The 23,855-nt window shown below is 74.5% G+C and carries 17 protein-coding genes; 1 reads left to right on the top strand and 16 read right to left on the bottom strand.

The genetic code is table 11. The features are described from left to right. Positions 1–152 precede the first annotated feature (152 nt). The 12 genes from ACF1AG_RS03530 to ACF1AG_RS03475 form a co-directional block, all read right to left on the bottom strand. On the bottom strand, positions 153–566 hold the full coding sequence (locus ACF1AG_RS03530) for a globin (protein WP_391809328.1): 414 nt from the start codon (positions 564–566) through the stop codon (positions 153–155). A gap of 113 nt (positions 567–679) precedes the next feature. Further along, positions 680–1,993 carry an FHA domain-containing protein gene (locus ACF1AG_RS03525; protein WP_387794465.1) on the bottom strand — a complete coding sequence of 438 codons (1,314 nt, stop codon included), beginning with the start codon at positions 1,991–1,993 and terminating at the stop codon, positions 680–682. Positions 1,994–2,076: 83 nt separating this feature from the next. After that, positions 2,077–3,423: a VWA domain-containing protein gene (locus ACF1AG_RS03520; protein WP_359604121.1), complete on the bottom strand. Its 1,347-nt coding sequence runs from the start codon at positions 3,421–3,423 to the stop codon at positions 2,077–2,079. Positions 3,424–3,593: 170 nt separating this feature from the next. After that, a complete protein-coding gene (locus tag ACF1AG_RS03515; RefSeq protein ID WP_391809261.1) occupies positions 3,594–5,252 on the bottom strand; it encodes a protein phosphatase 2C domain-containing protein in 1,659 nt (552 codons plus the stop codon). Continuing rightward, positions 5,253–7,793: a tetratricopeptide repeat protein gene (locus ACF1AG_RS03510; protein WP_359604125.1), complete on the bottom strand. Its 2,541-nt coding sequence runs from the start codon at positions 7,791–7,793 to the stop codon at positions 5,253–5,255. It lies immediately after the preceding gene. Then, positions 7,790–9,136 carry a hypothetical protein gene (locus ACF1AG_RS03505; protein WP_359604127.1) on the bottom strand — a complete coding sequence of 449 codons (1,347 nt, stop codon included), beginning with the start codon at positions 9,134–9,136 and terminating at the stop codon, positions 7,790–7,792. Before ACF1AG_RS03505 ends, ACF1AG_RS03510 begins: the two co-directional genes overlap by 4 nt. Positions 9,137–9,242: 106 nt before the next feature. After that, positions 9,243–10,298 (bottom strand): glutamate ABC transporter substrate-binding protein, encoded by a 1,056-nt coding sequence (locus tag ACF1AG_RS03500; protein WP_359604129.1) that lies wholly within the window; start codon positions 10,296–10,298, stop codon positions 9,243–9,245. A 47-nt stretch (positions 10,299–10,345) separates the two neighbouring features. Further along, entirely contained in the window at positions 10,346–11,794 is a 1,449-nt protein-coding gene (locus ACF1AG_RS03495; RefSeq protein ID WP_359604131.1) for a hypothetical protein, read from the bottom strand. Between the two features lie 420 nt (positions 11,795–12,214). Continuing rightward, positions 12,215–13,183 carry a BadF/BadG/BcrA/BcrD ATPase family protein gene (locus tag ACF1AG_RS03490; RefSeq protein ID WP_359604133.1) on the bottom strand — a complete coding sequence of 323 codons (969 nt, stop codon included), beginning with the start codon at positions 13,181–13,183 and terminating at the stop codon, positions 12,215–12,217. Beyond that, complete coding sequence (locus ACF1AG_RS03485; protein ID WP_359604135.1) at positions 13,174–14,430, bottom strand: 6-phospho-beta-glucosidase; 1,257 nt, start codon at positions 14,428–14,430, stop codon at positions 13,174–13,176. The genes ACF1AG_RS03490 and ACF1AG_RS03485 overlap by 10 nt, the downstream gene beginning before the upstream one ends. Before the next feature lie 61 nt (positions 14,431–14,491). After that, a complete protein-coding gene (locus tag ACF1AG_RS03480) occupies positions 14,492–15,712 on the bottom strand; it encodes an ROK family transcriptional regulator (RefSeq protein WP_359604137.1) in 1,221 nt (406 codons plus the stop codon). A 217-nt stretch (positions 15,713–15,929) separates the two neighbouring features. Then, on the bottom strand, positions 15,930–17,015 hold the full coding sequence (locus ACF1AG_RS03475; protein ID WP_359604139.1) for a mechanosensitive ion channel family protein: 1,086 nt from the start codon (positions 17,013–17,015) through the stop codon (positions 15,930–15,932). Between the two features lie 314 nt (positions 17,016–17,329). Here ACF1AG_RS03475 and ACF1AG_RS03470 point away from each other — a divergent pair, with 314 nt between their 5' ends. Continuing rightward, positions 17,330–17,866, top strand: coding sequence for an HNH endonuclease (locus ACF1AG_RS03470; protein WP_006133642.1), 537 nt, complete (start codon positions 17,330–17,332; stop codon positions 17,864–17,866). A 391-nt stretch (positions 17,867–18,257) separates the two neighbouring features. Here ACF1AG_RS03470 and ACF1AG_RS03465 read toward each other — a convergent pair whose 3' ends face one another. From ACF1AG_RS03465 to ACF1AG_RS03450, 4 genes are all read right to left on the bottom strand, one after another. Then, a complete protein-coding gene (locus ACF1AG_RS03465; protein WP_359604141.1) occupies positions 18,258–19,601 on the bottom strand; it encodes an FtsX-like permease family protein in 1,344 nt (447 codons plus the stop codon). Beyond that, positions 19,598–20,305 (bottom strand): ABC transporter ATP-binding protein, encoded by a 708-nt coding sequence (locus tag ACF1AG_RS03460; protein ID WP_359604143.1) that lies wholly within the window; start codon positions 20,303–20,305, stop codon positions 19,598–19,600. Before ACF1AG_RS03460 ends, ACF1AG_RS03465 begins: the two co-directional genes overlap by 4 nt. Further along, a complete protein-coding gene (locus ACF1AG_RS03455; RefSeq protein WP_359604145.1) occupies positions 20,302–20,835 on the bottom strand; it encodes a PadR family transcriptional regulator in 534 nt (177 codons plus the stop codon). Before ACF1AG_RS03455 ends, ACF1AG_RS03460 begins: the two co-directional genes overlap by 4 nt. A 113-nt stretch (positions 20,836–20,948) precedes the next feature. Continuing rightward, entirely contained in the window at positions 20,949–23,819 is a 2,871-nt protein-coding gene (locus ACF1AG_RS03450) for a beta-N-acetylglucosaminidase domain-containing protein (protein WP_359604147.1), read from the bottom strand. Positions 23,820–23,855 lie beyond the last annotated feature (36 nt).

Raw genomic sequence — 23,855 nt, 5'->3', positions numbered from 1 at the left:
CCCCCGTGTTGTCCAGACCTGTCGGGGATCGTGTCAGAGGGGTAGAGCGGGAAGCACCTGTTCGAGACTGCTTTTGACCTGATCGTGATCGGAATGCGGAGCCGGGTGTTCGGTATGTGACGGCTGTGTGACCACGGCAGGGCGGGGGTGTTTCAGTCCGGGGAATTGATCATGGAGGCGGCCGCGTAGGTCAGGTACTTCCACAGGGTCTGCTCGTGCTCCTCGCACAGGCCCAGCTCGTCCACGGCGTCGCGCATGTGCTTGAGCCACGCGTCGTGCGCCGCCCGGTCCACCTTGAACGGGACGTGCCGCATCCGCAGACGCGGATGGCCCCGGTTCTGGCTGTAGGTGGTCGGGCCGCCCCAGTACTGCATGAGGAACAGCGCGAGGCGCTCCTCCGCCGGGCCCAGGTCCTCCTCGGGATACATGGGCCGCAGCAGCGGGTCCTCGGCCACCCCTTGGTAGAAACGGTGGACGAGCCGGCGGAAGGTCTCCTCCCCGCCGACCTGCTCGTAGAAGGTCTGCTCCTGAAGCGTGCCGCGCCGAATCTCTGTCACGCCGTCCATGGTCTCAGACACCACGGCATAGGACTCAAGGCCTAGGACCGCCCCCTGCGCGGGGGCGGCCGGGCCCGGCCGGACGGCCTCGCGGCGAGGTGCGTCCGGCCGTCGCGCGGTGCTCAGCCCCGGCGGACGGTGATCGTCGTCCACGCGCCCACGTGGACCCGGTCGCCGTCCTGGAGCGGGACCGGGACGAACGGCTGGATGGGCTCCTCGGAGCCGTTGACCGTCGTGCCGTTCGTCGAGTTCTGGTCGACGACCGCCCAGCTGCCGTCCGGCTGCTGCACCAGCACCGCGTGCTGGTGCGAGACGCCCGGGTCCTCCGGCGGGGTGGACAGGTCGATGTCGGGGGTGTCGCCGGTGGAGTGCCGGCGGCGGCCGATGGTGATCTGGTTGCCGGTGAGCGTGCGCTGCTGCTCGGGCGAGTACGCGGGCAGGTTCAGGCCCGCGGCCTCGGGGCCGGAGCGCTGCATCATCGCCATGAAGTACTCACGGTCAGGACCGATGGTCGCCGTCCAGGTGACCGGGCCCTGCTGCTGCCGCGGCTGCTGCGGGAAGCCGCCGGGGCCAGGAGGCGCCTGGGTGCCGCCCTGCTGCGGGTAGCCGTAACCGCCGTGCCCGCCGGGGCCGTTCGGACCACCAGGTCCGTTCGGACCGCCGTGCCCGCCCGGACCGCCGTGCCCGCCGCCGGGGCCGCCGGTCGGCGGGGGAATCACCCAGTCGTCGTCACCGCCGCCGTACGAGGGGCCGCCGCCCTGCGGCGGGCGGCCGGTCTCCTGCGGGAAGCCGGGAGGCGCCGGGGGGCCGGAGTGGAACGCCTGCGGGGCGCCGGGGCCGTTAGGTCCGCCGGGGCCGCCCGGGTTGCCGGGGCCGGGCGGTGGCGGGACCGGGCGCGAGGGCTCGCCGCCGAAGCCGGGCGGCCCCGGCGGGATCGGCTCGGCGGGCCGGTTCACCTGCGAGGGACGCGAGCCCTGGTAGTCGAACCCGTCACCGCCGCCGTACGACGGAGGGGGCGGCTGCTGCCCGAACGGGCCGCCGGGGCCGCCCTGGCCGCCGGGACCGCCCGGGCCGGGGGCCGGCGGGCGCGGGGCGGCGGGGGTGTAGGAGGTCGCCGTGTTGGTGAGGAAGTTCCACCGGCACTCCTCGCAGAACGGCGCACCGCCCTCACGCGGCGTGCGGCACTGCGGGCACAGCTCCGGCTGCGCACCGGGGCCGCCGTAGCCGCCCGGGCCGCCGGGACCGTTCGGAGCACCGCCGGGGCCGCCGTAGCCGCCCGGAGCGCCGCCGGGGCCGCCGGGCGGCGGGAAGCCGTAGCCGCCACCGGGCGCCGGCGGCGGGGGAGGGGGTGGAGGCGCGGCACCCGCCATGCGGTGACCGCACACCTCGCACCAGTCGTCGGAACCCGACTGGTGTCCGTTCGGGCAGGTCGGCATGTCGGCGCTTCCCCCTCTCCTTTTCCGGTCGTTTCCGACCGGGTTTCTCCAACCCCGAGGGGTCAGGCTCGTTTACTTGCAGATCATTTCTTTACACGAACAGTCTTGGTCGACCGTGTCTCGAGTGTCATCTCGTCGGCCTCCTCGACCTTCGTCTTCAGTCGCACAGTACCGGTCGCGGCGTCGACGACGTCCACCACCTTCGCAAGCAGTTTCGCAGTATCGGCGTTGCCGGAGGCGTTCGCGAGCTGAACGGCACGGCCCAGCTTGGCCGTTGCTCCGTCCGTATCTCCCACTTTGCGCAGGTCCAGCCCCTCTTGGATGACTTCGGCCAGTTCGGCCTGACCCGTGTAGTGGGCGACCTGGGGGTTGATCGACGTCGACGCGGCCAGGTCGTCCGTCCACACGGCCCGCACCAGCCCCTGCGCGCCCAGGTTCTGCACGCTGCCCCCGGGGTGCGGGATGACCAGCGAGACGCGCGCCGCGAGCATCTCCCGGCCCACGGCGGCGGGCGGAACCGCCACGCAGAGGTGGTAGTCACGGGACTCGTCGCCCCAGGAACCGAGCGGGTAGTCGCCCGCGCGGGGGCCCGCCTCGGTGCGCCGGCCGGTCAGCTCCTCCACCGTCGGCGCGACCTGCTTGACGAACGTGACGGTGGCGCCGGCCGGGGTCCACAGACGCAGCGAGACGTCCGCGACCTCCTTGCCCATCGCCGTCTCCATCATCCGCGTGAAGTCGGCGGCGAGTCCGGCCGGGTCGGCGACGATGTCGGCGGTGCCGAGCAGGGCAGAGGCGATGCCTGTGACTTCTTTCACTTCCCAGTCGGTGCCCACGCCGCGGGCGTCACAGGTGAACCGGCCGGCGCAGGCGTCCAGCGCCGCCTTCAGGTCCTCCGGCGACTCGTGCTCGTTGCGGCCGTCGGTGAGCAGGATGCCGTGCCGGATCGCCACGTCCGCCGACGCCAGCAGCCGGTCGGCGCGGCGCAGCCACGTCCCGATCGCCGTGCCGCCGCCCGCGCTCAGCTTCCGCAGCGCCTGCTTGGCCTGTTCCCGGGTGTCCGGCCCGGCCACCGCGAGCCGGCCGTCGCCCGGGTACACCTCCCGCGCGAGATGGGTGCCGGCGACCACCGCGAAGTGCACGCCGTCGCGCAGGGTGTCGATCGCGGCGGCCGTGGCGTCCCGCGCGTTGCGCATCTTCGTGGGCGGGTAGTCCATCGAGCCCGAGCAGTCGACCATCAGCACCACCGCCGCCGACGGGCCCTCGCCGGGCGAGTACAGGTGCGGCGCCGCCACCGCGCTGCCGATGGTGCCGCCGCCGGTCGCCGTGACCGTCACCACCGCGTTGACCTCGCGGCCGCCCTCCGGCAGGTACTCGTTCTGGTACACGTCCACCGAGAACTGCGGCACGTTCGACTTCGAGAAAATGGCCATGCCTGGTTCGCTCCCCCTCCGGTGCCCCGACGGCGCGGGGCGACGACGTCCTCACGGACCGGTCCCCTCCGGTCCGTTGAGGCTTCCCCGTGCGAGGCCGGCCGTACGCGGCACGCGGGTGCGGCACACGCGTGCGTGCGTGTGCCGCGTACGGCGCGCGGTGGGCGGCCTCAGGCCGATCCTGCCCCCTGCGGGACGGCCGGGAACGGCACCAGCGCCACTGTTACGTTGTCGTGGCCGCCGCCGTCGAGGGCGTGACCGACCAGCACGCGGGCGGCGTGCAAGGGGTGTGCGGCGGCGTCGACGGGTACCGCCTCGGCCATGTCGTCCGCGGACTCGGCGTAGTTCCACAGGCCGTCCGTGCAGACCACGACCACACCCGGGCGGTCCGGCTTGAACGCCGCGGTGTGGGGCTCCAGTTCGTACGCGTCGGCGCCGAGCCAGCCCGTGATCGCGTGCGCGCGGTGGTCGGCGTACGCCTCGGCCTCGCCCATCAGGCCCGCGGCGACCATCTGCGCGGCCCACGAGTCGTCCTCGGTCAGCCGCGCCGCCGGGGCGGAACGGTCCACCGGGATCCAGTACGCCCGGCTGTCGCCGACCCAGCCGACGACCAGCAGACCCGCGGTCACCACGGCGCCGACGATCGTGCACGCGGGCGCGTTCTGCTGCGGGGCGTGCTCCCTTGCCTCCGCGGGCTGCTCGCCCACCAGGGCGTTGACCGCCTCGGAGGCGGCGAGGATCGCCTCGTGCATCGCCTGCTGCGGGTGCGTGCCGCGCGGCAGGGCGTCGAGCAGGGACGCGTTCGCCGCGCGGGAGGCGGCGAGTGACGCCTCGTCGGGGCGGGTGGCCGAGGAGACGCCGTCGCAGACGACCGCCACGGACACGGGGGCGCCGTCGGGCAGCGTGGTCGTGCCGACGGCGAAGGCGTCCTCGTTGCGGTGGTGCCGCAGACCGCGGTCGCTGACCGCGGCGACGGGGCCGCATTCCTGTTCCATGTGGTCCCGTTCGCGCGGCTGGGCGTGGCCGCAGTTCTCGCAGTATCCGTCGTCGTCCACCCGGCCCGCCCGGCACGCCACACATACGGCGGCGTGCGGATCGGGCGCGACGCGGGGGTCGGGCGCCTGAAGGGTGTAGTCGTCCCCACCGCCGCCGTCCTCGTCGGACGCCCGCCGGTCGAGCCGGACCCCGGTGCCGGACGCGGCCGGCTGTCCCTGCACGGGGGTGCCCTGCTGCGCGGGCGCGCCCGGGGAGAGGGCGGCCGGATCGGCCGCGGCCGGGTGGGAGGGAGCGTCTTCCGGCGTGGTGTCGCCCGCAGGCGCGGCCCGTGCGACGGGCGCCGCAGGGTGCGGGTCGGCTGCTGCCGGGTACGCCGGAGCGCCGGTCCCGGGGGCGACCGGGACCGCGGCGTGCGGGCCGGGGACGGCCTGGTGGACGGCTCCGTCTCCCGAAGGGCCCGCGCCCGTCGCGTGGCCGGCGGACGCCGGGTGTCCGGCGTGCGGTCCGGTCAAGTGTGCTCCGGGTGCTGCCGGGTGTCCGGCAGGGTCCGCCGCCGGGGTGCCGGGTGCCGAGGTCCCTGGGGCCGCCGCGTGCGGGCCGGGAGGCGGCGGGTCGGTCGGACGTGGGGGGACCTGGCCCGGGGTGGGGGCGGGCCAGGGTGACTGGGACGGCACCGTGCCGTTCAGTGCGATCGTCGGGTCGTCCGACGGCCGGGCCGGGACGGCCGACAAGTCGTATCCGCATGCGCCGCAGAAACGATCACCCGACTCGAGGGGTTCCTCGCAGCTCGGGCATTTCGACAGCGCGGCCTGCTGGGGCATCTGCGACATCAACTACACCCACGTCCGGGGGCGGTAACGATTGGCACGTTCCACCAGGTCGATCCTTTCCTCGCCGCTGCGCGCCAGCCGGGCCAGCGTGCGGTACGAGCGCTCCAGGCCGAAGCGCAGTCCACGCTCGTCCAGGCCGCTGCCGAGCAGCGTCCGCCCCCCGGCGGGAGGAGCGGAACCCTGGCCCCCGGAGAGTACCCAGTCCAGTCCGCAACCGAGGACCTCCGCCGCCAACAGCTCGCGGCGCGCCGGATCCAGACCGTACGACTCCAGGGCCTCGACCTGCCCCGCGGCGGCGGCCAGGTCGTCCAGGAACGGCGCGTCGGCCGCGGTGGCCGCGCGCCCCCGCAGCCGCGCCCGGACCGCCGCGACCCGGGCGGCGGTGTAGTGGATGGAGGACTCCGCAACCGACTCCAGCGTCCGCACGGCGCCGTGCCGGTCGCCGGCCGCCAGCTGCACCCGGGCCAGCCCGAACGCGGCGCTCACGTAGCTCGGGTCGGTGGACCACACCAGCCGGTAGTACTCGGCCGCGTTGTCCAGCTGCCCCAGCACCTCCGCGCACAGCCCCAGCGCCAGCTTCGGCGCGATCTCGCCCGGGAACGCGTCGTAGACCGCGTCGAAGGCGAGCGCCGCGCCCTCGTGATCGCCGGTGACGAGCGCGGCCACACCCCGGTACCAGACCACCCGCCAGTCGTCGGGGTCCTCCGCCTCCAGCGTGCCCAGCGCCTCCAGGGCGGTCGCCCACTCGCCCGTCTCCAGCCGGGCCCGTACCGAGCGCAGCCGGGTCTCGGCCGACGGGTCGGGCGCGGCGGCCAGCGCGTGGATCAGCTCGCCGGGCGCGGACGCCAGCAGACCGGCGAGGAAACCGGCGTTGGGGTCGGTGGCCTGGACGTGCGGCACGGGCAGCGCGAGGGCGGCCGTGGGGCAGTCCACGGGCCGCACCAGGGAGGCGGGGGACGGGGGGAGCGCGGGCGCCGGGACGGGCGCGCCCTTACGGGTCCGGGTGCGGCGGGCGCCCAGCCGGGACACGTCCCCGTCCGGCGGCGGGAACAACTCCGCGTCCGTGACCCGCAGTTCCGGACCGAACAGCGTCGACAGCGCCGGGCGGGCCTGCCCCGACTGGAGCGAGACGACCTCCCGCAGCACGCCCGTCAGCTGCTCCGCCATCTCCTGCGCGGAGGCGAACCGGCGCGCCGGGTCCGGGTCCGTGGCCCGTACGAGCAACCGGTAGAAGGACTCGTACTGCCGGAACACCTCGATGGTGTCCGGGTCCGGCAGCGAGTCCGCGTAGACGTTGGTGTAGCCCTGGAAATCGAAGGTGAGAACGGCCAGCGTGCGGGCGACCGTGTACAGGTCGGACGCCACCGACGGGCCCACTTCGGCGACCTCCGGCGCCTGGTAGCCGACCGTGCCGTAGATGGCCGACTCGTCGTCGTCCGTCCGCCGCACCGCGCCCATGTCGATCAGCTTCAGCTGGTCCTCGGTCTGGATGGCGTTGTCGACCTTGAAGTCGCAGTACAGCAGGTTGCGGCTGTGCAGATGCCCGAGCGCCTCCAGCGCCTCGATGCCGTACGCGCACGCCTGTTCCACCGGCAGCGGGTCGCGTCTGCCCTCCGGCGTGCGGCGGGCGTTGGCGATCTCCTTCAGCGACTTGCCGCCGACGTACTCCATGACGATGTAGCCGTCGAGGGAGCCGGTGCGCTGGTCGAGGTGCTCGACGAAGTTGTAGATCCGCACGATGTTGGCGTGCTCGATCTCCGCGAGGAAGCGGCGCTCGGAGATGGCCGCCGCCATCGCGTCCTGGTCGCCCGTGTCCAGCAGGCCCTTCAGCACCACCCAGCGGTCGGCCACCGCCCGGTCCACGGCCAGGTAGATCCAGCCGAGCCCGCCGTGCGCCAGACAGCCGACGACCTCGTACTGGCCGTGCACCACGTCGCCGGGACGCAGCTTCGGCACGAACGAGTACGGGTGGCCGCACTTGGTGCAGAAGCCCTCCGTACGGCCCGGCCGGCCGTTGCGGGCGCGGCCGACCGGCGCCCCGCAGTCCGAGCGCGAGCAGAACCGCTTGCGCTCCGGCACCTCCGGGTCGTCCAGCACCATCCGCCGCGGATCGGGCCGCGGGATCGGCGGCACCTGCACCAGCCCCGCACCCAGCCGGCCCCGCCCCGAACTTTGCCCGCCCGAGCCGGAACTGCGCACGGACACCGAGGGGGCCGCCGCCGTCCGGCCGGACAGGGCGCGGGACAGCCGCCCGGAGACGGAGCGGCGGGACTTCGACGACTGCGAGGACGTACGGGAGCTGCGGCCGCTGCCCGTGCCCCCGCTCCCCGAGCGCGCCCCCTGCGAGTCGCGCCCGCCCGCCGTGATGCCCGTCGGGGGTGAGGCCACCAGACCCGTCGGCGACACCACGGGCGCCAGACCGCACGTGCCGCAGTACAGCTCGCCCCCGCCGACGTCGTCGTACGTGCCGTCGCACTCGGGGCGCCGGCAGACGGACCGCTCCTCGACGGGCGCCGCGGATCGCTGCTCTCCCGGTTCGCTCATGTGCCCGGCCCTCTCCGCTCGTCCGGCCCTGACCCCTGCCCCGGCACCCCGGGCGCGGCGCCCAGCAGCTCCGCCACCGCCTGCTGGTAGCGCAGCACCGCCTGCTCCGCCGCGCGCAGGTCGCACGGCGCGCTCCACAGCATGCGGCGCGCCTTCTCGTACCGCTCCACCAGCAGCGGGTCCTCGGCCAGACCGTGCCGGGACACCTTCGCCTTGTACGCGTCCAGCCGTCCGCGCAGCTCCGCGCGCACCGCGAGCGGCGCCGTGACGGCGGTCAGCGACTCGCGGGCGCGCAGCAGTTCGTCCTCCGCCTTCTGCTCCAGCGACTCCAGCAGCGGGGACAACCGGTGCCACTGGGCGTGCCGGCGGTACTCGGCGGCCGTCGACAGCTGCTCCTGGAGAGCCGTCGGCGGGCCGCTGACCACCGGCACCTCCGTCGCCGCGATCTTCGCCAGCACCTCGCCGCGCGCGGTCCGCGCCTCGGCGAGCGTGCGGTCGGCGCGCGAGAGGACGTCGCGGAGGCGGACGATGCGCTTCTCGGCGTCCTGGCGGACCGTCAGCACCGCGTCGATCTCGCGGCGCACGTCCTCCAGGGCGCGGGCCTCACGGTCGTAGACGGTGGTGTCGGGCTTTCCGCCGCCCGGGGCGGAACTGCCCTCGGCCGGCTTCCAGAATGCCAGCGGGTCCGACACGACCCGCTCGCGCAGCTTCTTCAGCGTGCGGGTGATCCGCTCCAGGTCGTCGCCCGCCGGATGCTCGCCCGGGCGCACGCCCACCGAGTGCGCCAGTCTGCTCGTGCGGTGCAGCTCCGCCGACAGCAGGTCGATCCGGGCGGGCAGGGCGGACCAGACCGCGTCCGCGGCGACCACCATGTCCAGTGAGGACGCGTACAGCTCGTTCATGCGCCCGACGAGGGCGGACAGGGACCAGCGCTCGCCGAGCACGCGCGGACCGGCCTGACCGCCGTGCAGCGTCGGCGCGTTGGCCGTCGCGGCGGCGCTCCCCGCCACGGTCACCGGCTCGCCGCGCAGCAGCTCGGTCAGCTCCGCCAGGTCCTCGCGGCTGGACCAGCGGCGCCGTGCACGGATCTCCCGCGCCGTGCGCAACACGCCCGTGTACGCGTCGAAGTACGTCCACAGCAGCGTGATCGCCGCCTCCGTGGACGTCCACCGCTCGGCGGTGACGCCCGTCAGCCGGGCGCCCTCCAGCAGTCGTCGGCCCGCGTGGTCCTGCAGGGCGAGGAGCGAGGTCTCGATCGCCTCGTGCTCCTGGCCGAGCCGCGCCAGCGCACGGTCCACCTCGTCCCGGTCCATCACCGGCCCGGCGGGATCCGTGTCGGCCATCGATCACCTCTCGCTGCGGGGGAATTCGGGGGTTCGCTTCGGGTTCGGTTCGGGTTCGGTTCTCGGGCTCGGTTCGCTCGGGGGCCGGGGCGGGCAGGGCGTGCGGTCAGCTGCGGCGCAGGTACTCCGGGGCCGGGGGCCTCGACGCGGCCGGGTCGTCGTCCATCGTGGCGGACAGCCACTTCCGGTAGGACGCCTGCCAGCCGGTCGCGGTGTCCTGCCGGAAGTCCACCAGGATCTGGTTGACCCGGCGGACCAGGTCGTCCGCGTCCTTCTTCATCGCCACGCCGTAGTACTCGGTCGTGAACGCCTCGCCCTTGAGCTCCACCGTCGGATCCTGCGCGGCCTGACTCGCGGCGAGCGCACCGTCGTTGACGACCGCGTCCACCTCGCCGAGCTGGAGCCGCACCAGGCAGTCCAGCTGGTTCGGCACGGTCGTGGAGATGTCCGTCGACGCCGGCAGATCGCCGCTCCTGCGGTCCTCCTCCAGCTTCGCGTACGCCGTCGAGCCCTTCGCCGTGCACACCTTGTGGTTCGCGAGGGTCTCGTCGTAGCCCTCGACCGGGGAGGACTTCGGCGCCAGCACCTGCTGTCCCGTCCTGAAGTACGGCGCGGAGAACGCCACGTCCTGCAGACGCGCGCAGTTGATCGTCATCGTGCGGACCACCAGGTCCACCCGGCCGTCCTGGATCGCCGGTATGCGCTGGTCGGTCGGGATCGCCTTGAACTGCACCGCGTCGGGGTCGCCGAGGATGTCCTCGGCGATGCGGTGCACCAGGTCGATGTCGAAGCCTTCGAGACGGCCGCTCTCACCGCTGTTCGGGTCGCGGTAGCCCCAGCGGTAGCTGTTCTGGTCCACGCCGACGACCAGTTTGCGCTTCTCGCCCGGGCGGCTCTTGATGGCCGTGATGGCGGGACCGTCGGCGCGGGACGGCGGCAGGGTCTGTTTCTCGGGGGCCTCGCAGTCGTCGGCCGCGCGGGCGGCGTCGACGGTGAGGGCCTTCGCCGTGCGGTGGCCCGCCGGCTGTGCCCCCGCCTGTGAGGCGACCGAGCCCGTGCAGGTCACGGCGAGGGCGAACACGACGGCGAGGGCGCAGGCCGCCGCCATCGCGCCCACCCCGCCCCAGCCCCTCAGGCGGGCCCGCAGGTGTCGTGCGTGCATCGTCATGGCCCCCTTCGGCTTCGTCGTCCGTCGCGTCCGTCGCTCCGTCATCGGTACTCCGAGAGCCTGCGGCCGATGCCCAGCACCGCGCCGGCCGCGCCCAGCACGGCGAGGACCGCCGCGCCCGTCGGCAGGCCCGTCAGCGCGTCCCGGCCGTCGCCGGCCGCCGTCGCGAACTCGGCCTCCTCGTGCTTCAGCGCCGTCGCCAGGTTCTTGTCGACCGCGTCGAAGCACTCGCCCGTCGCGCCCTTCGCGCCGATCACCATGTCCAGCGCCTGCTGGTAGTTGCCGTTCTCGTCCTGCTCGCGGGCGGCCGCGTGACGCTTCTTCCACTCCGTCATGTTGCCCATGGCCGCGGTCACCGGCTTCGCGCCGGTGTCGTCGTCCGCGAGGCGCCGGGCGTGGGCCAGACCCTCGGCGAGGGCGTCGATGTCGCGGGTGAAGTCGTGGTCGTAGGCGTCGAGGGTCGTGTCGCCGACCTTCACCGTTTCCGCGCCGCGGGCGACGAGGGTCAGGTTCTCGTTGCCGCGGGCCTTGAGGGAGGCGATGCGGGCGTCGTGGAGGACGGCGAGGGACCGGACGCCGTGGTCGTAGGAGTCGTCGAGGTGCGAGCGGGCGAGGGCGTGACCGGCGGTGAGCCAGAGGAGCACGACGGTGGTCGCCGTCGTCGCCGCGACGAGGCCGTGGTTGAGGACGCGGTTCGTGCGGAGGTACGTACGGCGCTGCACCCGGGCGAGGGCCGCGAGGGTGGCCAGGCCCAGGGCGATCGCCGGCCAGGGGTACGGGGTCGCGTCCGCGTAGTCCGCGCGGAGGCGTTCGTTCTCCATCGTGTAGAGGTCCTGGGCGGCCGGGAGCATCTCCTGCTGCATCTTCTCGTTCGCGTAGCGCAGGTAGGCGCCGCCCACGGGATATCCCTGGCGGTTGTACGTGCGGGCGCGTTCGACCAGGCCCTTGTACTCGGGGAGAAGGCGGTTGAGCTCGGTGATGGTGGCCGTGGAGGGGGAGCCCGGGGCCGCGTTGGCCGCCGCGTTCACCAGTTTCGAGGCGGCCGTCGCGATGTCGCGTTCGTAGCGGTCACGGGTGGCCGCGGACTCCTGGCCGCCCGCGAGGAAGCCGCTGCCCGCCGCGGTGTTCGCGTCCGCGAGGGAGCGGTAGATGTCGGCGGCGTCGGAAGTGAGGGGCTGGCTGCTGGTGAGGACGGCGTCCGCGGCCGCCGCCCGGTCGGTCATCTGCCAGGCCGTCACCGCCCCGAACGCGACGACCAGGGCGGCGAGGACCGCCCCGATGATGCGGAGGCGGCCGGGTTCCGTGGTGGCGGCGTGGCGGAGCTTGTCGACGCCCTCGGCGAAGGCCGTGCGGCGGCGGGCGGGGGGTGTGGGCGGAGAGGCGGGTGCGGGGGGTGGGGCGGTGCTGCTGCCGGGGGCCGGGAGGGACGACGGCTGGGGCGGGATCGCGGGCAGCGTCGGTGGCGCGCCCGTATCGGGTGTGTGTGTCATCTGACCTCCCCCATGGTCATCCTCCGCGGCAAGTATCGCCGTCGGGGGCGACATCCGCACCGGCCTTGGCCCGATCTTGATCCAATTGCAGCGTGATGGCCGGAAGTTCCGGCCGCCGCCCCCCACCCTGCCCAGGAACACGCCCGGAAAATCCGTTCGGTTCCGGGACGTTGTGCCCGTGGGCGGGTGCGTGGCGCCTGTCTGGGAGGGGGGCTGAGGTCCGAGGCCTGCGGCGCATCGTTCTGTTCGGTGGGGCTGCTGTCGCGCCCACGGTGGGGTGGGGGGCCGGGGCCGCGGTGGGGCCGCCCGTCCTCGGTCCGGCGCGGCTGCGCTTCCTGGACAGCTCAGGGTGCGGACGCGCCGGCCGCTGCGGGCGGGCAACGCCGCCCCGTCCCCCTCCCGCCGTATGCGGCCGGCCCGTTACGTGAAGTGCGCGCGCAGGCGGTCGTGTGCCTCCGGTGGGGCCTCCACGTCGTCCAGGCCGAGGAGGGCCGCTCCCAGGACCGGGCGCGCCGTCACCAGGTGGGATACGGCTTTGGGGGCCGCTGCCTGGAGTCTGGTGCGGATGCCCTCCGTGAGGAGGGGGTGGTCCGCCGCCAGGACGCTGCCTCCCAGGCAGACCGGCGTCTCCTCGTCGAGGAGGTCCAGGCGGGTGAGGGCCACCGTCGCCATCGTGACTATCTCGGTCGCCTGTCGGTCGATGACGCCGCGGGCCACGGCGTCGCCCCGGGCCGCCGTGGCGAAGAGGACCGGGGTCGCCTCGTGGCGGCGGTGGTGCGGGATGCGGCCGAGGTGCAGGGCCTCGATCAGGGCGGGCATGTCGGGGACGCCGTAGTGGGCGGGGAGGGTGGTGGCCAGGGCGGTGGGATCGCCGCGGCCGTCGTCCGCGCGCGCCGCGTGGTACAGGGCCTCCTCGGCCAGGGCCCAGCCGCCGCCCCAGTCGCCCGAGAAGCGGCCCAGGGCGGGGAAGCGTGCCGTACGGCCGTCGGGGCGCATGCCGACGCAGTTGATGCCCGCGCCGCAGACCACCGCGACGCCCCGAGGTTCGGGGACTCCCGCGCGGAGGATGGCGAACGTGTCGTTGCGGACCGTGACCGTGGAGGACCAGCGGCGGGACGCGATGGCCTCGGTGAGTTCCTCCTCCTCGATCGGGAGGTCCGCGTTGGCCAGGCAGGCCGAGGTGTGGGCGGCCGTGGGGGCGCCCGCCGCCCGCAGGGCCTCGGTGACGGCTGCGGTGAGGGTCTCCATCGCCTTGTCCAGGCCGTCCGCCGGTGGGCGGAAGCCGCCTCCTCGGGCCGTGGACAGCACCGTGCCGTCGGGGGCGATCACCGCCACGTCCGTCTTGCTGTTGCCCGCGTCGACGGCGAGGACGGCTGCGGTCAGGCCCACGTGAGGTGCTCCCGGTTGTGCGCGATCAGGTCGTCGGTCAGGCGGTCGGCGTACGCGTACTGGCCGATCAGGGGGTGGGCGAGCAGGGCGCGGAAGACCCGGTCCCGCCCGCCGCGCAGGGCCGCCTCCAGAGCCAGGTCCTCGTACGCCGTCACGTTCGCCATCAGACCGGAGAGGAGGGGGTCGAGCCGTTGTACGGGGAGGGGTGCCGCGCCCTTGGTGGTGACCGTCGCCGGGACCTCGATCACCGCGTCGTCGGGCAGGAAGGGGAGCGTGCCGTTGTTGAGGGTGTTCACCACCTGGTGCTGCGAGCCCGCGTTGCGGAGGAGCGCCGCCGCCAGGTCCACCGCCGCCTCCGAGTAGTACGCCCCGCCCCGCTTCGCGAGCAGGGCCGGCTTCTCGTCGAGGGCCGGGTCGGCGTAGAGGGTGAGCAGTTCCTGCTCCATGCGGGCCACTTCGGCCGCACGGGAGGGCTTGCTGCGCATTTCCTGCACCACTTCGTCGTGCGCGTAGAAGTAGCGGAGGTAGTAGGAGGGGATCACGCCCAGGGTGGTGAGGAGGGGGAGGGGGAGGCGAAGGTCCGCGGCGATCGTCTCGCCGTGGTCGGAGAGGAGGCGCGGGAGGACGTTCTCGTCGTTCACGTGGACCGCCGTCTCCCACGTGAGGTGGTTCAGGCCCACGTGGTCCAGGCGGACCTCGGAGGGGGCCACGTCCAGCAGGGCGGCGAACTTGCGCTGGAGGCCGATCGCCACGTTGCACAGGCCCAGGGCCTTGTGGCCCTCCCGGAGCAGGGCGCGGGTCACGATGCCCACCGGGTTGGTGAAGTCGATGATCCACGCGTCGGGGTTGGTGCGGCGGACCCGGTCGGCGATGTCCAGCACGACCGGCACCGTGCGCAGCGCCTTGGCCAGACCGCCCGCGCCGGTCGTCTCCTGGCCGACGCAGCCGCATCCGAGGGGCCACTTCTCGTCCTGGAGGCGCGCCGCTTGGCCGCCCACGCGCAGTTGGAGGAGGACCGCGTCGGCGCCCTCGACCGCCGCGTCCAGGTCGGTGGTCGTGGTGACGCGGCCCGGGTGGCCCAGGCGGGCGAAGATGCGCCGGGAGAGGGGGCCGATCAGGTCCAGGCGGTCCGTCGCCGGGTCGGTGAGGACCAGCTCCGTGACGGGCAGGACGTCCCTCAGCCGTGCGAATCCGTCGATGAGTTCGGGTGTGTAGGTCGAGCCTCCGCCGACCACGGTGAGTTTCATGCGGTGTCCCTTGTCTCCGGTGAGGGCGATGTCCTCGGCGAACGTCTGCTGGATGCGCGGATCAGGGCCGGCGCGAGGTGTCGAAGACCTCGTCGCGGGTGGTCGCGAGGGCGCTCTCCAGCGCGCCGCGCAGCACGGGGTGCTCACGGACGCCGGCGAGGACGAGCCGCGGCCGGGAGGCCGCCAGTTCCGCCAGTTCGGCCTGGACCAGCTCGCGCAGCGGCTCGCCGCCCGCGGTGAGGGCGGTGCCGCTCAGCACGACGAGCGCCGGGTCGAGGACGGCGACCAGGGAGGCCAGGCCGGTCGCCAGACGGGTGGCGTAGCTGCGGAGCAGCGCGCGGTGCGGTTCCTCGTCGGGGCGGGCCGCGGCGCGCTCCAGCACAGCCGCCGCCACCTCGGCGTACGGGCCGTCGGGGATGTCCTCGACGCCCAGCTCGCGGGCCAGGCGGGGCACGGCCTGGGCGCCGGACAGCTCCTGGAAGCCGCCGCTGTTGGCCCTGGTGACCTGGCGGACCAGCGGGGTGCCGGGCACCGGCAGGAAGCCGACCTCGCCGGCGCCGCCCGTGAAGCCGCGGTGCAGCCGGCCGCCCAGCACCAGGGCGGCGCCCAGGCCCTCCTGGTTCCACAGAAGGACGAAGTCGCCGTGGCCGCGGGCCGCGCCCAGCCGCTGTTCGGCCAGGGCGGCCAGGTTGACGTCGTTCTCGTAGTCGCACGGCATCGGCAGGGCGGCCGCCAGCTCGTCCAGCAGTGTGGGGGAGTGCCAGCCCGGCAGGTGGGAGGCGTAGCGCAGGCGGCCGGTGTTCGGGTCGAACGCGCCGGGGGTGCCTATCACCGTCCGGTGGATGTCACCGCGGGTCAGTCCGGCCGCCTTCACCGCGCCGTCCAGGGCGTCGGTGACCTGCTGGACGACGGGTACGGCGGGGCGGCGGCCGGGGGTGGGCAGTTCGTGGTGTCCGACGGTGCGGCCGGTGATGTCGGCGACGGCCGCGCGGATCCGGTGCGGGGTCACGTCCAGCGCGGCGGCGTACGCGGCTGCCGGGTTCACGGCGTAGAGCTGGGCGCCCGGGCCCGGACGGCCCTCCGTGGTGCCGGTGGCGAGGACCAGCCCGGCCGCCTCCAGGCGGGCCAGGAGCTGGGAGGCGGTCGGCTTGGACAGGCCGGTGAGCTTGCCTGTCCGGGTGCGCGACAGTGGGCCGTGCTCCAGCAGGAGGTCCAGGGCGGCACGGTCGTTCATGGCGCGCAGGACGCTCGGGGTGCCCGGTGTGCCGGCTGTTCCTGCCATGGGGTGCGCCACCTGCCCTTCGTCGACTGCACAGCTTCTCAGCGAGCCGCAGGGACGTCCATCCTGGGGCGGGCCGCCCTCGGGCGACTATTAGGAAAGTTTCCTGTTTGAAGGGGACGGTAGGCGCGGCGCGGAGCGGGCGTCAAGAGCAGGCCCCGGGCACGGCGAAGGGGCGGCGTCCGGGACATCCGGACGCCGCCCCTCGGTGGTCCTGCGGCTACTTGACGGTGTTCGGTCCCGGCAGCGGGGACGCGGCCATCGACTGCGGGGACACGGAGCTGGCGTACGCGGACGGCGCGGCCACCCCCGCCGTCGGGTCGGGGGCCGGGGCGTCCTCCGTGGCCGTGGCCCCGCCGACGATGCGGATGCCGTTCGCGTCGAAGGCGCGCTTGATGCGCCAGCGCAGCTCCCGCTCCACGGTGAGCGACTTGCCGGGCATGGTCTTCGCGGAGACGCGGACCACCATCGAGTCCAGCAGCACCGAGTCCAGGCCGAGGACCTCGACCGGGCTCCACAGGAGCTCGTTCCAGGGCTCCTCCTTGCTGGTCCGCTCGGCGACGTCGCTCAGCACGGCCTTCACCCGGTCCAGGTCCTCGTCGGCGCGGACCGTGACGTCCACGTTGGCGGTCGCCCAGCCCTGAGAGAGGTTCCCTATGCGCTTGACCTCACCGTTGCGCACGTACCAGATCTCGCCGTCGGCGCCGCGCAGCTTCGTCACCCGCAGCCCGACCTCGATCACCTCGCCGGTGGCCACGCCCGCGTCGACCGTGTCGCCGACGCCGTACTGGTCCTCGAGGATCATGAAAACGCCGGAGAGGAAGTCCGTGACCAGGTTGCGGGCGCCGAAACCGATCGCCACACCGGCCACACCGGCCGACGCCAGCAGGGGCGCGAGGTTGATCTGGAAGGTGCCCAGCACCATCAGCGCGGCCGTGCCCATGATCAGGAACGACGCCACGGAGCGCAGCACCGAGCCGATCGCCATGGACCGCTGGCGGCGCCGCTCGGCGTTGACCAGGAGCCCTCCGAGGCCGCCGCCCTCCAGCGTCTGGTTGGAGCGGGACATGCGGTCGACCAGCTTGGTGATGGCCCGCCGCACGAGCACGCGCAGCACCACCGCGATCACCACGATGAGCAGCACCCGCAGCCCGATGGCGAGCCACGTCGACCAGTTCTCCTCGACCCAGCCGGCCGCGCTCGTGGCGCTCTCCTGGGCGTCCTGCAGCGAGGGGACCCGTGGGGTCCCCGACTCCGCGGGGGTCGGTGAGGGGTCGGCTGCCGACAGGGCGGCTGACAAGGACACGGCGGGTACCTCCAGGTGCACGACCGTCCCCGGTGCGGGCGTCAAGACCGGCCGGATCACGAACAGGTCACCGGTGGGGACAGAACCACCACACTAACGGGGCATTGTGAGTGGATCGGCGGGATGTGTGAAGAAGAGACCGCGCTCACCTGCGCTTGAACAGGCCACGATCCTGGGGATGTACCGGGGTGTGGTCGAAAACACTCCCAGCCCGTTACCGGCACATGGTGGCGCGTTCACCAGGCATGAGGGGAAACTGACTACGGATCGTCCCGGCGCGAGCCACGCGCCGCCGGCGTACAAGGAGGCCGTCCGTGCCGCATGTCCTGGTCCTCAACGCGTCGTACGAGCCGCTCGGTGTCGTACCGCTCCGCCGCGCGCTCGTGCTCGTCCTCGAGAACAAGGCAGTCTGCCTCGAGGAGACCGGCGCCTATCTGCACAGCGCGACCGTCACCGTCCCCGCACCCAGCGTGGTCCGGCTCAAGCGTTTCGTGCGGGTTCCCTACCGGGGGCCCGTTCCACTCACCCGCAGGGCGCTGTTCGCCCGTGACGGGGGCCGGTGCATGTACTGCGGTGGCGTCGCCACCAGCGTCGACCATGTCATCCCGCGCAGCCGCGGGGGCAAGCACGTCTGGGACAACGTGGTGGCGTCCTGCCGCCGCTGCAACCACGTGAAGGCCGACCGCCACCTCTTCGAACTGGGCTGGCGCCTGCGCCACAAGCCCGCCCCGCCGACGGGCCTGGCCTGGCGCATCATCGGCACGGGCCACCGCGACCCGCGCTGGCTGCCGTACCTCCAGCCGTACGGCGCGGACGACGCGCTGGCACGGATCGACGGGATCTCCGCCTGACGGCGGGCGTCCACGAGTGAGGGCTGACGCCGGGGCGTCGTCGCTCTCCGCCCGGCGGTCGCCCGACGGCGGGCGGCAGCCGGCGACTCCGCCTGCGCCGGCGGGTCGCTCCCGCCACCCGTGCGGCGCTTCCGCCCGGCTGTGAGAGGCGTGCGCCGCGCTGCGGGCCCCGCGTCCGGCGTCCGGCCTTCCGGTCCGGCTCGGCGCGGGTACAGGCGCAGTGACACCCGCACGGAATCCCTGCCGACGACCGACCGGCGCCGGAGTGCCCGCACGCCGGGCGGGACGAGCGGAGCCGCAGCGCGGTCCGGAGTCGCCTCGTCCCGGTCGCTACGCCCCGCCCCGGCCCGGAAAGCCCCCCGCCCCTCCCGGACCGGGCGATCGTCGCCGGTCAGGCGTACCGCAGCTCCGACGGCCGCACCGTGCGGTGCAGCAGCGGGAGGGCGGTGGCGGCCGCCAGGAGGGACGCCGTGTAGACGGCGGCCGGCACCAGCAGGAGCGTCCAGGACGCCGACCAGCCGCCCCCTTCGGCGAGCGCGGCGTACCGGAGACCGATCGCGCCGCCGCCGACGCCCGCGAGCAGCATGCCCGGAGCCAGCGGCAGGGCGGTCTCCAGCAGCAGCGCCCGGCCGAGGACCGCGCGCGGCACGCCCGCCGCGGCCTGCGCCGCGAGGGTACGGCGGCGGGTGGCGACGGACTCGGCCGTGCCGACGGCCAGCCCCGCCAGGGTGATCACGAGGCCGACGCCGATGGCCGCGGCCGTCAGGTCGATCCCGGTGGTGTAGAACTCCAGGTCCTCCGCCATGCTCCCGCCGGAGCCCAGTGCCTCCAGCAGGGTCCGCCGGATCCCGGTGTAGGCCGTGCCCGCCACCGTCACCAGCAGCACCACCGTGTGCGTACGGGCCGCCGCCCACGGGTCGTCGCGCAGGCGTTCCGCCGCGATGAGGACCGCCGGGCTCCCCGTACGGGCGGCCAGCAGCCGGCCGGTGAACCGCGCCGAAGCGCCCACCAGCCACACGGCGCCCGCCCCGGTCAGGGCGAGGACGCAGACGATGAGCGCGGGCGCGGCGGAGAAGCCGCCCCGCCCCGCGTCCAGGCCCACGTACGACAGGAACAGGACGATCAGGAACAGCGCCACCAGCCCGAACGCAGCAGGCTTGGGGCGTGTGGCCGCCCGTACCCGGCGGACCGTGCCGAGCGGCGAGGCCACCACCCGGCGCAGGACGAGTACGGCGGTCAGCGCGCCCAGCACGGGCATCCCCAGCACGACGGCCGCGACCCCCGCCCACGTCCACGCCGAGGTGTGCCCGTCCATGCGGGCCACCACCACGGCCGCGAGCAGGCCGGCCGCCGCCGACCCGGCCAGACAGGCCAGGCCGGTCTCCGCCGCCGCGATCCGCCGCACCTGCCACGGCGTGGCGCCCGCCAGCCGCAGCCCCGCCAGCCGCCGGTCCCGGTGGACCGCGCCGAGCCGGGCGCTCTGCCCGACGAACCCGAGCACGGGGATCAGCAGGAGCAACAGCGCGGCGATCACGCCCGACCGCTCCCCGGGGTCGTCCAGCAGCCCGTGCGCGACGGGGAAGTCGTGGTGCCCGCGCACCGACGCCAGTACCGCCGCGCCCTGCGCGAGCGCGGCGGCGAGCAGCGCCCCGACGCCGGTCAGTGCGATCCGCCACCACTCGTGCCGGTCGGAGCCGCGCACCAGGTGCCAGGCCAGTCGCAGGTCCGCGGTCACGGGGTCACCTCCAGCGCGGGGTCCTCCGCCACGACCACGCCGTCGAGCAGGGACACCTCCCGGTCCGCGTACGCGGCGGTCCTGGCGTCGTGCGTGACCAGCAGGACCGCGGTGCCCGCCTCGCGCGCCGTGTGCGCCAGCGCCGTCATCACCTGCTCGGCCGCCAGGGAGTCCAGCGCCCCGGTCGGCTCGTCGGCGAACACCACCTTCGGACCGGTCACCAGCGCTCGCGCGAGGGCGGTCCGCTGGGCCTGGCCGCCGCTCATCCGTCCGGGCCGCAGGGCCGCCAGGTCGTGCGCCCCGAACCGCTCCAGCCAGTCACGGGCCTGCTGGTGGGCGCGCGGCCGGGAGGTACCGGCCAGCAACAGGGGCAGCGCCACGTTGTCCAGCGCCGTGAGTTCCGGGATGAGCTGTCCGAACTGGAAGACCACGCCGAAGCCGGTGCGGCGCAGCTCGCTCAGCCGTTTCTCCGGCAACCGGTCGAGCCGCTGCCCGTCGTACGTCACCGAGCCCTCGTGCGGGCGGACGATGCCGGCCATGCAGTGCAGCAGGGTCGACTTGCCGCTGCCGCTCGCGCCGGTGACCGCGAGGATCTCGCCGGCGCCCAGGCTCAGCGACGCGCCGCGCAGCGCGGGTGTCGCGCCGTGCGCCTTCACCAGGTCGTGGGCCGCGAGGAGCGGCCCGGGCGTGCCTGTGTTCTTCATGCTGCGTCGACCTCCGCGGTCAGGGTGGTGAGCCGGGCCGCCGTGGTGGTCATCCAGCGGAGGTCGGCGTCCAGGTGGTTGAGGGCGAAGTCCGCCGAGAGCACGGTGGCCAGGTCGGCGCCCGGGTCCGACTTCACGGTGGTCAGTTCGCGCATGCGCCGCATGTGGGCGGCGCGCTGGGCCCGCAGGTACGCGGCCGGGTCGCCGCCGGACAGGATGGCCACGACGACCTTCGCGAAGATCTCGTTCGTCACGAACGGCGCGGGCGGCGCGATCTCCGCCGCCCAGCCGGACAGTTCGCGCGCCCCCGCCTCCGTGACGTGGTACACGGTCCGCTCCGGGCCGCCGTCCGAGTCGGTGCCCTCGACCTCGGCGAGACCGTCCCGGACCAGACGCTGGAGCGTCGTGTAGACCTGCCCGTAGGCCAGCGGGCGGGCTTGCGGGAAGCGTTCGTCGTGACGCCGCTTCAGGTCGTAGCCGTGGCTCGGTCCCGTGGCCAGCAGGCCCAGCAGGATGTGACGGGTGCTCATGGGCTCAGTATGTACTGAGTACATGTACTGAGTGAATAGTTGGTCGTGAAGAATCGACGGTCAGACGGAAGTGAAAAGGGAGCCGGGGCGCACCCGCCCCGGCTCCCGCGCGCTCAGTCCGCGACCGCGTACGCCTCCACCGACCACAGCGAGTACCCGTACCGCGTGGCCCGCTCCTCGCCCTGGACGCGGATGTGGCGGACGTCCGGCTCGTCCATGCGGACCGTCTCGTGGCCGCCGCGGCTGTCGCGGACCTCCGCGGCCGTGCGCCAGGCGCGGCCGTCCCGGGAGACCTCCACGCGGTACGCCGAGGCGTGCGCTTCCTGCCAGCGCAGGTCGACCTTGCCGAGCCGCACCGGGCGGTCCAGCTCCACCTGCCACCACGCGTCGTCCTCGGCCGGCGACGACCAGCGGGTGCCGGAATCCCCGTCGTTGGCCGCCGACGCCGGGAAGTCGGGCGTCTCGTCGGCCGAGGACTCCGCGCGGCCGGTACGGGCCACGTCGGGGCCGCCGACGGGCGGCACCGCGTCCACGGTCAGCGTGCGGGCCGCGCCGCCGAAGCCGAGGCGGACGTCGTAGGACCGGGTGGGCGTGCCCGGCCGCACGGTCACCTCGACCGGCACCCGCACCTCCGTTCCGCGCGGCACGGACAGCGGCTCCTTCGGGACCCGCACGTCGACGCCCTCGGGCGCGTCCACGGTCAGCCGGTCCCGCACGTCCTCGGGGCGGGCCGAGCCGAGGGTGACCGTCACCGTGCGGGTGCGGCCGATGTCGGCGTCGGCGCGGTCGCCGGGCAGTTCCACCACGGCGTCCGGCACGTCGGCGAACCACGGCACCACGTGCCGCACCCGCTCCGGGTCCGCGTCCACGACCCGCACTGCGTCCACCGGCCGCTCACCGGCGCGCAGTTCGGTGGCACCGGCCGCGGCCAGCGCACCGATCCGCCGCCAGGACCCGTCCTCCGTACGCACCTCGACGGAGCCGGTGGTGCCCGGTTCGGCCAGCACGGTCACGGTGTCCAGCACCCGGGCGCCCTCCAGCCGCAGCGTGCCGCCGTCACTCCCGCCGGGCGCCTGGGCGACGCCCGCCCAGCTCCGGTACGCGGTGCGCGCCCGGTTCAGGAACGGGCCAAGCACGTCCTCGGCGGCCGTGACCCGCGCCGACTCCAGTTCCGTGCGCAGCGCCTCCAGCCGCCGGTACGCGGTCCAGGCGTCCCCAGCGTCGCCCGTCTGCTGGGCGCGCAGCATGTCCAGCGCGGCCGTGCCCGCCTCGCCGTAGCGGGCGAGGTGCCCGGTCCAGGGGGTGATCTCGTCGGAGAGGGAGGTGCCGGACAGCCGGCCGGGCAGCTCGCGCAGCTCGGTGAAGGCGGCACACAGCCGCCCGGCGGCCGTCGTGTCGCCCTCGCCGCGCGCGGCGGGCCGGGTGCGCCAGAACTCCTCGATCAGCGGCCGCAGGTACGCCGCGTCCGCGCCGCCCAGCACGGAGGAGGCGGTGTTGCGGGCGAGGGCGGTCAGCGCCTTCTCGCGCCGGGCGTCGCCGCCGGCCAGGTCGGTGATCGCCGCCCGCCACGACTCCTGGGGGCGGTACTCGCGCGGGTTCCAGGCGAAGTCGGCGGCCGTGAAGAGGGGGATGCGCGACGCCTCGGGCTGTTCCATCGCGTTGGCGAGCAGCGCGGCCGACCCGGCGGCCACGGCGGGCTCCCGGCCCTGGTAGGGACCGAGGAAGAGCCGTCCGGGGGCGTAGTCGTTGACCGGGTAGTTGTCCATCGTCACCAGCGGGTGCGCGAACACCTCGCGGGCCTCGGAGAGCTGACGGCCCGTGATCGTGCGGGGCACCACGCCGACGCCGGTCCACGCCACCTCGACGCCGTCGTCCAGCTCCCGCGCGAGCGCCCGCCGGTACGCGGTCGAGCCGTCCTCGTAGTACTCGGTGGGCATCAGGGACAGCGCGGGCGCGTCCGGGTGGCGCCGCTCCAGGTGCCGGGCGACCGCGTTGGCCACGTGCGCCTGGGCGCGGGCGGCCGCCTCGGGTCCGGACCCGAACCGTTCGGCGTCCGCCCCGCAGTGCCACTCGCTGTAGCTGACGTCCTGGAACTGCACCTGGAAGGCGCGGAAGCCCAGCGCCCACATCGCGTCCAGCTTGCGGGTCAGCGCACGCAGGTCGTCGTCGGAGGAGAGGCACATCGCCTGTCCGGGCGCGACGGCCCAGCCGAGGGTGACGTGGTTGCGGGCGGCCCGCTCGGCCAGTTCGCGGAACTCCGCGCGCCGCTCGGACGGGTAGGGCTCGCGCCAGCGGGCCTGCCGGTACAGGTCGTCGCCGGGCGCGTACAGGTAGCGGTTCAGCTTGGCGCGGCCCATGAAGTCGAGCTGGCCGAGCCGCTGCCGGTGCGTCCAGGGTGTGCCGTAGAAGCCCTCGGTGATGCCGCGCACGGCGGTGGCGGGCCAGTCCCGCACGACGGCGGCGGCGAGCGTGGCGTCCGGGCGCACCAGGCGGCGCAGCGTCTGCACGGCGTGGAAGAGGCCCTCGCCGTCCGCCCCGGTCAGGGTCACGGAGCCGTCGCCGGAGGTGAGGGTGTAGCCGCCCGCCGGGAGGGCGTGACGGGGGTCGGCAGAGGCGCGTTCGCCGCCCGCGCGCACTACGAGCGCCCCCTCGGGCACCGGTGCGCCGGGGTCGGTGAACCGGAGCGCGCCGGCTTCCCGCAGGACGCTCTTCAGCGCCTCCACGGCGTAGGGATCCGCGTTCCGCGAGACGGCCAGGGCGACCTCCTCGGTCACGCGGACCGGGGCGCCGTTCGCGCGCAGGGAGTGCGGGCGCGGCCAGACCGCGGGGACGCCCGTGTCGGCCGGGTCGGCGGCGGGCGACCGGGCCGGATCGGGTGCGGGCAGGGCCGTGGCGGCGGGCGCGACGGCCAGGGATCCGGCGAGCACGGCGAGTGCGAGTGCGGTCCTCCGCGCGGACGCCGTTCTGCCACGCCACAGCTGCACGAGGCCCCTCCTGATCCCCCGGGACCGGCCGGCCTA

The sequence above is a fragment of the Streptomyces sp. NPDC014764 genome (assembly GCF_043082785.1).
GTDB classification, from domain to species: domain Bacteria; phylum Actinomycetota; class Actinomycetes; order Streptomycetales; family Streptomycetaceae; genus Streptomyces; species Streptomyces althioticus.
The sequence above is the reverse complement of the archived record's forward strand: the minus strand, read 5'-3'. Positions and strand labels throughout refer to the sequence as shown.

What these genes read in the sequence shown, in the direction of transcription:
- ACF1AG_RS03520 (WP_359604121.1), bottom strand. Translation starts at nt 3,423, where the DNA reads ATGGCCATTTTCTCGAAGTCGAACGTGCCGCAGTTCTCGGTGGACGTG.
- ACF1AG_RS03480 (WP_359604137.1), bottom strand. Translation starts at nt 15,712, where the DNA reads ATGGCAGGAACAGCCGGCACACCGGGCACCCCGAGCGTCCTGCGCGCC.
- ACF1AG_RS03485 (WP_359604135.1), bottom strand. Translation starts at nt 14,430, where the DNA reads ATGAAACTCACCGTGGTCGGCGGAGGCTCGACCTACACACCCGAACTC.
- ACF1AG_RS03510 (WP_359604125.1), bottom strand. Translation starts at nt 7,793, where the DNA reads ATGAGCGAACCGGGAGAGCAGCGATCCGCGGCGCCCGTCGAGGAGCGG.
- ACF1AG_RS03505 (WP_359604127.1), bottom strand. Translation starts at nt 9,136, where the DNA reads ATGGCCGACACGGATCCCGCCGGGCCGGTGATGGACCGGGACGAGGTG.
- ACF1AG_RS03495 (WP_359604131.1), bottom strand. Translation starts at nt 11,794, where the DNA reads ATGACACACACACCCGATACGGGCGCGCCACCGACGCTGCCCGCGATC.
- ACF1AG_RS03460 (WP_359604143.1), bottom strand. Translation starts at nt 20,305, where the DNA reads ATGAAGAACACAGGCACGCCCGGGCCGCTCCTCGCGGCCCACGACCTG.
- ACF1AG_RS03530 (WP_391809328.1), bottom strand. Translation starts at nt 566, where the DNA reads ATGGACGGCGTGACAGAGATTCGGCGCGGCACGCTTCAGGAGCAGACC.
- ACF1AG_RS03455 (WP_359604145.1), bottom strand. Translation starts at nt 20,835, where the DNA reads ATGAGCACCCGTCACATCCTGCTGGGCCTGCTGGCCACGGGACCGAGC.
- ACF1AG_RS03525 (WP_387794465.1), bottom strand. Translation starts at nt 1,993, where the DNA reads ATGCCGACCTGCCCGAACGGACACCAGTCGGGTTCCGACGACTGGTGC.
- ACF1AG_RS03500 (WP_359604129.1), bottom strand. Translation starts at nt 10,298, where the DNA reads ATGCACGCACGACACCTGCGGGCCCGCCTGAGGGGCTGGGGCGGGGTG.